This window comes from Vibrio sp. 99K-1, assembly GCF_013114585.1.
GTDB lineage: Bacteria > Pseudomonadota > Gammaproteobacteria > Enterobacterales > Vibrionaceae > Vibrio > Vibrio chagasii_B.
The window spans coordinates 1-11,871 of record NZ_VTXF01000015.1; the positions used below are offsets into that span (position 1 = coordinate 1).

Annotated in this window: 13 protein-coding genes; 8 read left to right on the top strand and 5 right to left on the bottom strand. The window is 45.1% G+C overall.

All coding sequences use genetic code 11. From position 1 onward, the window contains the following. Window positions 1-125 precede the first annotated feature (125 nt). Genes pspC through pspA form a run of 3 tightly spaced genes read right to left on the bottom strand, consistent with a single transcriptional unit; the run spans window position 126 to window position 1,424 of the window. Entirely contained in the window at window positions 126-512 is a 387-nt protein-coding gene (pspC, locus tag F0228_RS12960; RefSeq protein WP_061031739.1) for an envelope stress response membrane protein PspC, read from the bottom strand. Further along, window positions 505-738 (bottom strand): envelope stress response membrane protein PspB, encoded by a 234-nt coding sequence (gene pspB / locus F0228_RS12965; protein ID WP_004742066.1) that lies wholly within the window; start codon window positions 736-738, stop codon window positions 505-507. The genes pspC and pspB overlap by 8 nt, the downstream gene beginning before the upstream one ends. Window positions 739-752: 14 nt before the next feature. Then, a complete protein-coding gene (pspA, locus tag F0228_RS12970) occupies window positions 753-1,424 on the bottom strand; it encodes a phage shock protein PspA (RefSeq protein ID WP_171762295.1) in 672 nt (223 codons plus the stop codon). A gap of 272 nt (window positions 1,425-1,696) precedes the next feature. On the opposite strand from pspA, the gene pspF reads away from it, so the two are divergent. The 7 genes from pspF (at window position 1,697) to F0228_RS13005 (ending at window position 8,875) form a co-directional block, all read left to right on the top strand. Further along, complete coding sequence (gene pspF, locus F0228_RS12975) at window positions 1,697-2,719, top strand: phage shock protein operon transcriptional activator (RefSeq protein ID WP_061031740.1); 1,023 nt, start codon at window positions 1,697-1,699, stop codon at window positions 2,717-2,719. A 102-nt stretch (window positions 2,720-2,821) separates the two neighbouring features. Then, complete coding sequence (gene sapA / locus F0228_RS12980; protein ID WP_004742060.1) at window positions 2,822-4,444, top strand: ABC transporter substrate-binding protein SapA; 1,623 nt, start codon at window positions 2,822-2,824, stop codon at window positions 4,442-4,444. Next, a complete protein-coding gene (locus F0228_RS12985) occupies window positions 4,444-5,406 on the top strand; it encodes an ABC transporter permease subunit (protein ID WP_105059281.1) in 963 nt (320 codons plus the stop codon). The genes sapA and F0228_RS12985 overlap by 1 nt, the downstream gene beginning before the upstream one ends. Next, the gene (gene sapC / locus F0228_RS12990) at window positions 5,393-6,280 is read left to right on the top strand and encodes a putrescine export ABC transporter permease SapC (protein WP_061031742.1); all 888 of its coding nucleotides are present in this window, start codon (window positions 5,393-5,395) and stop codon (window positions 6,278-6,280) included. Before F0228_RS12985 ends, sapC begins: the two co-directional genes overlap by 14 nt. Next, window positions 6,280-7,281, top strand: coding sequence for an oligopeptide/dipeptide ABC transporter ATP-binding protein (locus F0228_RS12995; protein WP_061031743.1), 1,002 nt, complete (start codon window positions 6,280-6,282; stop codon window positions 7,279-7,281). The genes sapC and F0228_RS12995 overlap by 1 nt, the downstream gene beginning before the upstream one ends. Further along, the gene (locus F0228_RS13000; protein ID WP_008222635.1) at window positions 7,278-8,060 is read left to right on the top strand and encodes an ATP-binding cassette domain-containing protein; all 783 of its coding nucleotides are present in this window, start codon (window positions 7,278-7,280) and stop codon (window positions 8,058-8,060) included. Before F0228_RS12995 ends, F0228_RS13000 begins: the two co-directional genes overlap by 4 nt. A 35-nt stretch (window positions 8,061-8,095) precedes the next feature. Continuing rightward, window positions 8,096-8,875: a DUF2927 domain-containing protein gene (locus F0228_RS13005; protein WP_171730162.1), complete on the top strand. Its 780-nt coding sequence runs from the start codon at window positions 8,096-8,098 to the stop codon at window positions 8,873-8,875. Between the two features lie 98 nt (window positions 8,876-8,973). On the opposite strand, the gene F0228_RS13010 is transcribed toward F0228_RS13005, so the two are convergent. Then, window positions 8,974-9,363, bottom strand: coding sequence for a DUF2750 domain-containing protein (locus F0228_RS13010; RefSeq protein ID WP_004742050.1), 390 nt, complete (start codon window positions 9,361-9,363; stop codon window positions 8,974-8,976). 150 nt (window positions 9,364-9,513) lie between these two features. Beyond that, window positions 9,514-10,419 (bottom strand): manganese-dependent inorganic pyrophosphatase, encoded by a 906-nt coding sequence (locus F0228_RS13015; RefSeq protein WP_061031745.1) that lies wholly within the window; start codon window positions 10,417-10,419, stop codon window positions 9,514-9,516. A gap of 200 nt (window positions 10,420-10,619) precedes the next feature. Between F0228_RS13015 and F0228_RS13020 the strand changes: the two genes are divergently transcribed. Beyond that, the gene (locus F0228_RS13020; protein WP_061031746.1) at window positions 10,620-11,834 is read left to right on the top strand and encodes a putative manganese transporter; all 1,215 of its coding nucleotides are present in this window, start codon (window positions 10,620-10,622) and stop codon (window positions 11,832-11,834) included. Window positions 11,835-11,871 lie beyond the last annotated feature (37 nt).

Here is an 11,871-nt window from a genome sequence, read left to right on the forward strand (position 1 = left end):
ACATAGATTAATCGCATGTAACTTACCAGTCAGCGTAAGATTTATTTAGAGAAAATTATTAAAAAAAATAACGGCTTGGAATAAATTTTCCTAAACCGTTATCTAATCTTTTTTAAGTTTAACCGCTACATGTTCTTAAATTCACGATTCACTTTAAACGTGTCTGAGGTGACATAAGCTTCCATGTTGCGGACACTGGTCTCTAACTTCTGGAAATCACCCTCTAAAGTGTTCAACAGAGACTCTGCAGTTTGCCCTTTTTCCCAAGGCTTCTGCTTGAGCGTATGCTCTTGTTTGGCCTTCATTTGGTCAACATACTGAGGTGGTTGTTTTTCGAGCATAAATGTCAAAGCTAAATACGCTAATAACACCAGAAAACTACCACCAAGCAGTGCAGCAGAGATAACCATGATGCGAACTAACCAAACTTCAAGGCCGAAATAGTTCGCTAACCCTGCACACACGCCAGACAACTTACCGTTAATTGGATCGCGATACAGATCTCTACTCATAGTTTCGTCTCCAGTTAGGTGACTCCGCATCCAGTATTTTTTCTAGCGTTGTTACGCGGTCTTGCATCGATTCTGCCTGTGCTGAAAGCTTATGCAGACGTTGAAGATCCGTTTCCGATAGCCCATTACTGGATTTCTTCTTGCTGCGGTAATGTAGGAATAACCATAGCGGTGCCACGAAGATCAAAAAGACAATCAGTGGACCTGCAATTAGAAATGTGGACATAGACAACTCCTGAATTATTTATCGCGGTTTTCAACTTGTTGCTTCAGCTTCGCTAGCTCTTTTTCAATTTCATCTTGAGCCTGCAGTTCTGCAAATTCTTGGTCTAACGATTTTGCATTGCCTGTCTTCGCGTAAACATCCGCTTCAGCTTCTAATTCATCCACTTTACGCGAGAATTGCTCAAACTTCGCCATCGCTTCATTAGTTTTGCTTGAGTGCAGGTGTTTTTGAACATCACGACGGTTGCTCGCTGCATTGTTGCGGATCATCAGTGCTTGTTGCTTGGCACGAGTCTCAGCAATCTTAGTTTCAAGCTTGCCAATCTCGCTGGTCAGTTTTTCAATCGTTTCATGCACTAACGTTTGCTCTGTATGTAGACTCTTGATGATGTCTTCCAGCTTTTGCTTTTCGATCAGCGCTGCTCTCGCTAAATCTTCGCGTTGCTTAGTCAGTGCCAGTGTCGCTTTATTCTGCCAATCAAGAATTTGAGTTTCGATTGCTTCAACTTTACGTGCTAGCTCTTTCTTGTCTGCTATCGCTTTTGCTGAGTTAGTGCGCACTTCAACTAGCGTGTCTTCCATCTCTTGGATAATCAGGCGAATCATCTTTTCAGGATCTTCAGCCTTATCTAATAGTACGCTGATGTTTGAATTTACGATGTCTGCAAAGCGAGAAAAAATACCCATGAGGAACTCCTTAATTACAATTGAAGGCAAATGCGTTTTAAATCGTTGTGCGACTCATCACCACTTGCTCGCTAATTTACATTTGTTGTTAAACCTACCATAAGTAATCCAAGTAGCGTGCCAACTTTTAAGACATTAATTATCAGTCACTTACAATGTAATGGCGATTAACCTGAACCATGCTATGATGAATTTAACCAAGTATTGGTATTTTTCACCATTACAGCCCTTATATGATCTCCACCAGCGCTCAGCTACTACAAGGACCCGCTATGCAGCAGAATCTTATTGGTGAATCACCTAGCTTTCTCTCTGTTTTGGACAAAGTTTCTCAACTGGCTCCAATAGAGAGACCTATTCTGATCATTGGCGAGCGTGGCACAGGTAAAGAGCTGATTGCACAGAGGCTCCATTACCTCTCAAAGCGTTGGGACCAGCCCTTGATCTCGCTAAACTGTTCAACACTAAGCGAAGGCTTGATTGATTCAGAGCTGTTTGGTCATGAGTCAGGCTCCTTTACCGGTTCAAAAGGTCGCCACCATGGCCGATTTGAAAGAGCAGAAGGCGGCACACTGTTTCTTGACGAACTGGCGACAACTCCCCTTGCAGTTCAAGAGAAACTATTGCGGGTTATTGAATACGGACAATACGAACGTGTTGGTGGGCAAAAAGCGCTAAGTGCAAATGTAAGGCTGGTATGTGCCACCAATGCAGACCTACCAGAAATGGCATCTAAGGGCGAATTCAGAGCCGATTTACTCGATAGATTAGCGTTTGATGTAATTACTATCCCGCCGCTTCGTGAACGTAAAGAAGACATCACATTACTGGCCGAATATTACGCAATTAAGATGTGTCGAGAGTTAGAGCTTGATTTGTTTGTTGGCTTTGCACCATCGGCCATTGAATCCTTATTGGCATACTCTTGGCCAGGTAATGTCAGAGAGCTCAAGAACGTCATTGAGCGTGCCATCTACCAACATGGCAAGAATCCATATCCTATTGAATCTTTGGTATTTAACCCGTTCAAGCCAGCATGGGACACGAATCAAGAATCCTCTCAAGAAACTGGCAATGATCCATCCAACAGCCATACTTCTTCTGAAGGTTCATTTTCTTTGCCCCTTGATTACAAAGCATGGCAAGAGCAGCAAGACATCAAGCTGCTCAATCAAGCGTTAAAACAGAGCAAGTACAACCAAAAACAAGCCGCCGAATTACTCGGACTCACCTACAACCAATTAAGGGGAATGGTGAGGAAGTACGCGATTGTCGGACAAGGCAGTGAGAAATAGCCACACTCATAGGATTATTATTTGGAGCCGAATAAATAAAATGTTAAATTGTCCGGATCTTGAGGCACCTCTAACGCCTCGTTTCGAAAAGTATTTCTTTTTATGAAAGCACTAATAAGACTATCACTGAGCATCTGCACGCTGAGCTTTTTAGCCGGATGTGGTGAGAGTGTGAATCACGAGCAAATTCGTGAAAAAGGCTTCATTTATTGTGGCCAAGGCAATCCTAGTACCTTCAACCCTCAATTGGTTGATAGCGGAATTACAGCTGAATCGCTGAGCCCGCAAATCTTCGACACGCTGCTCACACTCGATCCTATGACCTATCGACCACAACAGAACCTGGCAACAAGCTGGTCTGTCGATAAATCAGGTACAGAATACACTTTCAAACTGCGCCCTAACGTCGCGTTCCAGACCACAGATTGGTTTACGCCAACCCGTTCTATGAACGCGCAAGATGTGGTTTTTAGTTTCGAACGTATCATTGATAGCTCAAACCCATTCCACTATGTGGGTGGTGGTCTATACCCATGGTTTGCGGGCATCGACTTCAAGAATTTGATTGTCGATATCACGGCAGTGGACGACTTAACGGTTAAATTCCAATTAAGTCGACCAGATAATTCCTTTCTAAATAACATCGCGACCAGTTACGCGGTGATCCACTCTAAGGAATACGCTAACCAACTCGTGGCTGCTGATGAGAAGAATGAAATCGACTCAAAGCCGGTTGGTACAGGTCCATTCTATTTGGATGAATATCAAATCAATGACTTGGTGCGTCTTAAAAAGAACAAGCATTACTGGAAAGGTGATGTGCAAATGGACCAAGTGGTTTTCGATACCTCACAACGCGGAACCGGCACCCTCGCTAAGTTGCTGCGCAATGAGTGTGATGTGTTGAACTCGCCGATTTCTAGCCAGATCCCAATCATTCAAGCACATGAAGAGCTGCAGATATCCGCGACACCAGCGGTGAATGTCTCTTTCATCGCCCTTAATACAGAGCACCCAGCCCTACGCGACTCTCGCGTACGTAAAGCGCTGAACTTGGCTATCAACCGCCAGAATATTCTTGATTCGGTGTACTACGGTACAGGCACCAAGGCTTATACACTGCTGCCTCCGACATCTTGGGCTCATCAGAAAGACAACGTTCAAGTGCGTTATGACCGAAACTATGCGATAGCCCTTCTCAAAGAAGCTGGCGTAGAGCCGGGATTAGAGCTTTCAATGTGGGTGCCGCTAGAGCCAAGAGCTTACAACCCAAGTCCGCGTAAAACTGCGGAACTTATCCAAGCTAATTTAGCGGACATCGGCATCGAATTGAAACTATACACTGACGATCGATTCGACCGTACACAGCTGTCTTCAATCGCCTCAACAGATCTCCTGCTAACAGGTTGGATCGGTAATACTGGTGACCCTGATAACTTCTTACGTCCCCTACTCTCGTGCAGCTCTGAGCGCGCAGGTCTCAACGTATCGATGTGGTGTAATTCAGACTTTGATTTCCTTCTGGATTTAGCCTTAGAGATCAACCAACAAAGGCACCGTGTCAACTTGTATCGCCAAGCCCAAAACATTCTCAACGAGGAAGTTCCTGTGATCCCTCTGGCTCACGGAGTGCAGTTCCGCGTACATGATCGTTCACTAACCGGCTTTAAACAGAGCCCGTTCAATGCCCAACCTTTTGATCAAGTCAGAAGAGAGGTGCACTGATGTTTTGGTATACATTAAGACGTATTAATCTGTTCGTGATCACGCTTGCGATCCTGACGATGGTCGGCTTTTCGTTGCTGCGACTCGATCAAACCTCACCGTGGGCGATTCAAGATTTCTGGCCCGGTTGGATCAGCTATATCACAGAGCTATCAACACTAAACTTTGGCTTAAGCAAGCACGGTACACCAATCATTGATGAGCTTGTGGTTGTTTTCCCAGCGACATTAGAGCTGTGTTTCTTTGCCTTTGTATTAGCGCTCTTAATTGGTATCCCTTTTGGGACCATCGCGGGCATGAGACAAGGTAAATTTGTCGACACCACTATCTCGTTTACCTCGATGGCAGGTTACTCTGCACCTATATTCTGGGTCGCACTCTTGATGATCATGGTTTTCTCACTGCATTTTGAGATGTTCCCTGTTGGCGGTCGATACGATCTCCTTTACGAGATTGAACACGTGACTGGCTTTGCAATGATTGATGCCTTTTTCGCTGAAGGCCGCTACCGTGCACATGCTCTACAAAGTGTTATCGAACACATGGCGTTGCCGTGTCTCGTTTTAGCATTAGCACCAACGACTCAAGTTATTCGTCTCATGCGAGCATCAGTGGCTGAAGTAATGACGCAAAACTACATTCGCGCGGCACGTATTAAAGGTCTTTCAACAAGAGAGATCGTGACTCAGCACGTATTGCGCAATGCGATTCCACCGATTATTCCTAAGGTCGGTGTTCAACTTTCAAGTATGTTAACGCTTGCGATCATTACGGAATCTATCTTTAACTGGCCTGGCATTGGTCGTTGGTTATTGGACGCTTTATCGAATCAAGATTACGTTTCAATTCAAGCGGGTGTAATTGTGGTGGCAACTCTGGTTTTGACTGCAAATATACTGTCTGATCTGTTAGGCGCTATGGTCAACCCACTGGTAAGGAAGGAATGGTATGCTAACAAATAACGTCTACCAAGAAGAACAGATTCCTACCCAGTTTGAGCGCTTCTGGCGTAGCTTCCGCTCTAACAATCTTGCGATGTTTGGCTTGTGGTGTTTGATACTTATCATTCTGGTGACGATCACCTCTCCGTGGTTAGCGCCCCATGATGCGCAAGAGCAAACGGGTCATCTATTAACACCGCCATCTTGGGATCCAGCAGGCACTGTTGAATACTTCTTAGGTACCGATGATTTAGGTCGAGATATCCTTTCTCGCTTGATCATTGGCTCCCAGCTTACCTTTGGCGCTGCGGTCGTGATTACCTTTATCGCTGCGGTTATCGGCTGTCTCATTGGCGTACTTGCCGGTATGACGCGTGGTTTGCTATCAAGTACCCTAAACCACCTGCTTGATACGGTGATGTCGATTCCGTCTCTGTTACTGGCGATCATCTTTGTGGCATTTCTTGGCTTTGGCGAGTTCAATATCTTGCTGGCCTTATGTTTGGCATTGATCCCGCGCTTTATTCGCTCGGTCTACATTGCCGTGCATGCTGAAGTAGAGAAAGACTATATTCTTGCTTCTCGCCTTGATGGTGCGAACGACTTCTACCTGCTATGGAACTCGATTCTTCCAAATATTCTTACCGTAGTAGCACTAGAAATTACGCTGGCGTTATCGGTCGCAATTCTTGATATCACCGCCTTAGGTTTCCTTGGTCTTGGCGCTCAAGCACCGAGTACCGAATGGGGGTCTATCCTAGGTGATTCTGTAGAGCTGATTTATCTCGCACCATGGACAGTAACTCTACCCGGCTTAGCCATTATGTTTACAGTGATTGTGATTAACCTCGTCGGTGAAGGTGTTCGCCAAGCGTTAAATGCAGGAATCGAATAATGCCATTACTTGATATTCGACATCTAACCATCGAAATTGAGACCCCTCAAGGGATGGTTAAAGCGGTAGATCGAATGAGTATTACCCTCAATGAAGGGGAAATTCGTGGTTTAGTAGGTGAATCAGGCTCAGGTAAAAGCTTGGTTGCTAAAGCGATCGTTGGTGTTTGTAAAGAAAACTGGAAGGTATCTGCTGACCGTATGCGACTGGGGAACGTTGACCTGCTTCAACTGACACCAAAAGAACGCAGACGTGTGATTGCTCGTGACATCGCGATGATCTTCCAAGAGCCTTCTACGTGTCTTGACCCTTCTGAAAAAGTAGGCAATCAACTCATTGAAGCGATCCCTTCACACGCCTTTGAAGGTCGATGGTGGCAACGATTTAAGTGGCGCAAGAAGCAAGCTATTGCCCTTTTGCACAAAGTCGGCATCAAAGATCACTCTCGCCTAATGGACAGTTACTCATATGAGCTTACTGATGGTGAGTGTCAAAAGGTGATGATCGCAATGGCGATCGCAGCCAAGCCGAAAGTGTTGATCGCTGATGAGCCAACCAACGACTTAGACCCGATTACCCAATCCCAGATCTTGCGTTTATTGAGCCGAATGAATCAGATCAATAACACAACGATCATTCTGATCGGCCATGACTTAACCACCATCACTCAATGGGCAACTCGAATTACCGTTATGTACTGTGGTCAGTCGGTTGAATCTGCGGATACACAAAAGCTGTTGGATGCACCAAAGCACCCATACACAGTAGCTCTATTGAAAGCGATGCCAGACTTTAACGACTGGATCCCACACAAAGAGAAGCTTCAGTCGCTGCCAGGGTCGATCCCTCCACTACAGCATCTTCCTATTGGTTGTCGATTGGGCCCTCGTTGCCCATATGCGCAAAGACAGTGTGTGGAAATCCCACATACCAAACGAATCAAAAACCATAAGTTTAACTGTCATTTCCCTCTGAATATGGAGAAGAAAAAGAAATCATGAGTGCATTATTAGAAGTCAGTGAATTATCTAAAGACTTTACGACTCGCTCTGGTCTTTTCCGTAAGAAGATTCATCAAGCGGTTAAGCCGGTAAGCTTTACTCTTGAAGCGGGCCAAACGATCGGCTTTATTGGTCAGAACGGCTCTGGGAAATCGACATTAGCAAGAATGCTAGCAGGCATGGTAGAACCGACTGCGGGTGAGATTCGTGTAAACGGCGAAAAGCTAGAGCATAAAGACTATTCGACGCGCTGTAAGTTGATTCGCATGATCTTCCAAGATCCCAACACATCGCTTAATCCGCGTATTCAGATTGGCCGTATTCTGGAAGGTCCACTGAAGCGAAACACCAACATGCCGCCAGAAGCCCGTATGCGCCGTGTAAAGGACACACTATTACGTGTAGGTCTACTACCAGAACATGCTTACTTCTACCCTCAGATGCTTGCTGCGGGCCAGAAGCAAAGAGTTTGTCTCGCTCGTGCCTTGATACTTCAGCCATCAATCATTGTCGCTGACGAAGCTCTGAATGGTCTTGATATGGCAATGCGTTCTCAGATAATCAATCTGTTCTTGGAACTGCAGGAAGAGATGGGCGTATCATTCGTTTACGTATCTCAGCATCTCGGTATTGTTAAGCACATCACTGACAAGATCATCGTGATGCACGAAGGTGATGTGGTTGAGAGTGGGGATACCGATGAAGTGCTGACCAACCCAACTCACCAAATCACTCAAAGACTGGTTGAGAGCCATTTCTCCAAAGCACCAAACCACTAAGTTGCTACAAGGCTATATTCGGTAAGAGGGAAAGTATGTTAAGAACCGCTTCACTGCTTCCCCTTTTGCTTGCTGCTGTTTCTTTTAATGCCGTAAGTACACCACTCACTTGGTTAGACAAGTCGTTTGTCGAAACGGCCTTCTACAACGTCGCACTGCAACACGAATATTCCTCAGGTAATAAACCACTCGCCAAGTGGCAACAACCGATAAAAATTTGGATTGACCATCGTGTCGGCGATAAAGAGCTTCATCAAGAGCTCACAGAACTTCATATCAAACACTTATCTGAAGTTACCCAGCATCCGATAACAATCGTCAGTAAAGAGTCCGAAGCGAACGTTAAGTGGATATACACGAGGCAGAGTCAGTGGTTGTCTGAGGCGAAATCAGTACTCAAGCTCAAATCAACTCAGCATTTAAATAGCGCCATCTGTACGGCGGGTTATCGAACCAATTCTCAAGGTGAGATTGTTTACGCTGGGATTGTAATTCCCGTAGATCAGGCAAGATCTCGAGGCAAGCTCGTCGCCTGTATCGTGGAAGAGATCACACAGGTTCTTGGCCTGCCGAATGATTCAGACAAAGCCTACCCTTCTATTTTCAACGACCACACGCCAGAAGACTTATTATCGCCGTTAGATGTAGTGCTACTGCAACTATTGTATGAACCAGAACTAAAAGCTGGAATGACAAAATCTGAAGTAAAACCTATCGTTCGAAAGATACTCAGGAGATACAGCAAAACAGGTGTGCTTCAACAAGCTTCTAAAACCGCACAGCAAGCACCCTTGTATCAATTGATTGGATATTGACGAATATAAGTTGGAAGCGACTTAGATGGGATAATTGAATGATAGCGCTACCTAAGAAAGGCAGCGCTGACTTACGATGTTACTGTATGACGAAAGAACTAGCGCTTAGCAGCCTGTTTCTTCAGCTCGAAGTCGAATTCATCAGGGAACAGGATAACGCCTTCTTCTTGCTCATTAGGGAATACAACCACAGCAAGTTCGTCGTCTTCTAGGCCATTTGTCCAGCGGCTGTGCCATTTGTTCAATGAGATAGACTCAGCCTTACACTCAGCCCAGTCACCTGTCGCCCATGACTCAGCAAACTCTTGGTTTGGCCATACAGGTACGCAATCTTCGTCTTCTGTGTTTAGCATTACACAACCGTGCTCATCGGTTAAGATCCATACTTCACGGTTTGCTACGATTTCTTTCACACAGTACTTTAGGCGTTGCTCACCCGTATACTTATTGATTTCTGCGATTCTTTTATCGTCTAGCTGTGTAGTCATCTTAATTTCCTACTTTAGTCAGTAACTTTGCGCTTAAAGTTATTTTATGCAGAGTGCTTTTAACTGCAAATATTATCGATGAAGAAAAGTGCTCACTTCAAAGAAAAACGCCTGCTAAATTTAGCAGGCGTTTATTATTAAGTGACTTGATTAAACAAGCTCACCTTGTAGCCAAGGCCAGCCTTGCTTCTTACGGCTCAATGTGTTTTCCATCATTAGCATGCCGTCTTTTTCGTGCTTAACCAATTTCTCAGCCCATTCACCTTTGTAAAGAAGACGAGTTTGAGCAGTAGTGATGTCAGTTAGCATTACAGCTGCGAATGCTAGACCGTCTTTCTCACAACGCTCTTCAAGATCCGCTTCAAGCGCTTCGATCATGCCGTCAACTTGCTCAAGAGTCGCAAGCTCAACTTGACCAACAACGACATCGCGGCCATTGAATGGGTAGCCTTTAAGGTCTTTTTCTACTAGTTGTGCAGCAGATAGGCCTTCGATGTTTGTTTTAGCGATTAGAAGTGCTTTGATGAACGCATCAACGTCTTCTACGCCAGCGATTTCAGCAAGTTCAGCAACCGCGTCTTTGTCTTTTTGAGTACAAGTTGGAGATGCGAAACCAACAGTGTCTGAAAGAATTGCAGACATCATTAGCTTAGCGATTTGTTGAGAGATAGCGTGACCTTCAATCTTGAACATGTTGAAAAGTACTGTGTTTGTACAACCAACAGGCCAGATCCAAGCTTCCATAGGGTTTACTGTCATCACGTCGCCTAGACGGTGGTGATCGACAATACCTAGGATCTCTGCATCAGCAACATCATCTGGTGCTTGTGCTAGATCTGAGTAGTCTACTAGCCAGATTTTCTCACCAGCAACAGAAGTACGAAGTTCTGGCATGTCTGCACCAGCAACTTCAAGAATGTGTTGAGTTTCGCGGTTGATCTCGCCTTGGCGAATTGGTGTCGCTTCCTCGCCACGAGCTTTAAGAAGCTCAGTTGCAACTAACGCACTACAAATACTGTCACTATCAGGGTTTTTGTGACCAACAACTAAAATCATGTTTCTTCCTATTACACTAACAATTACGACTCTACCTATAGAGCCTCTCTTTATTAGGCATACTTTACCCTATTTTTTTAGATTGGTCATGTTTCGTCGGTTTCTCCCACATCCAGAATAGATAAAAAAACAAAGATGCAATTGATAATTATTATCATTCGTATATATTAATCCTAAGACATCTATTTTGAGTAACACCTATGGACCGACTAATCTCTTTATTACCAAGCAGTCGCGCTTCGAAAACAACTCAGTTTTCACTCTCATTCAAGCGCCTACTGTTACCTATTTCATTAGCAGCTTTGGTCGCGGCACCTGCAACGCGTGAATTGACCGTAACCACATTATCAGACGCCTTCTGGGCGGTATCTTGTTATGTCGCTTTAACCCTAGCGGTCTACCACTGGTTGAGCCTTTACATCAACAAAGACAACGTATTCAGCAAGCTGGTTCATCAGTCTCGTTCTAACCAAGTTGTGTTTGCCGCCTTAATGGGCGCCTTACCCGGCTGTGGTGGCGCAATCGTAGTAACCACTCAGTTTATTTCAGGTAAGCTCGGGTTTGGCGCTGTCGTCGCCGTGCTCGTATCCACTATGGGTGATGCTGCCTTTCTACTCATCGCCAGCGAACCAAAAACGGGATTAGCTATGATGGCGATGGGGGTCATTGTCGGTACTGCGTCAGGCCGAATCATTAACCTATTCCATGCCGATGATTTCTTACGTCCAAAACAAGCTGAGACAAATGTATCTGCCGTTAACTGTTCGTCTCAATCTCAGACCAAAGAAGCTGTGTCTAAAAAAGCGATTAACCTGCAAGGCTACCTTTGGTCGGTTCTAATTATTCCTGGAGCAGCGGTTGCCCTTCTTGGCTCTTTTCAAGTTGATGTCAACGAACTGCTCGCCTTACCCGAGATGTCTATGGAATGGGTCGGCGCTATTCTGTTGATTAGCTCAATGTTTCTTTGGGGGCTAACTCGCGAGATTGAAGATTACAAATCGGCGGTAAGTGAAGATGAAAAGTGTGTCGGCTCTCACCCACTGCAAAAGACCGCTCAGGACACAAACTTTGTTACCGCTTGGGTGGTGGTTGCCTTTTTGTTCTTTGAGTTTGGTTCTGTGATAGCAAATGTTGATTTTGCGACGCTATTCTCAAGCTGGGGAATTATGCTCCCCCTGGCTGGAGTCCTGATGGGTTTGCTACCGGGCTGTGGGCCACAATTATTGGTGACTAGCCTTTACCTTTCAGGTGCGCTTCCACTTTCAGCACAGGTAGGTAATGCAATTTCAAATGATGGTGATGCCCTATTCCCTGCCATTGCAATGGCACCTAAAGCTGCATTGGTCGCTACGTTGTACTCTAGTGTGCCCGCATTAATCTGCGCATACGGATATTGGTTTATGTTCGAGGTTTAGATCTCACAGCTCGATAGGTCTCTATTTAGGTCGGTAC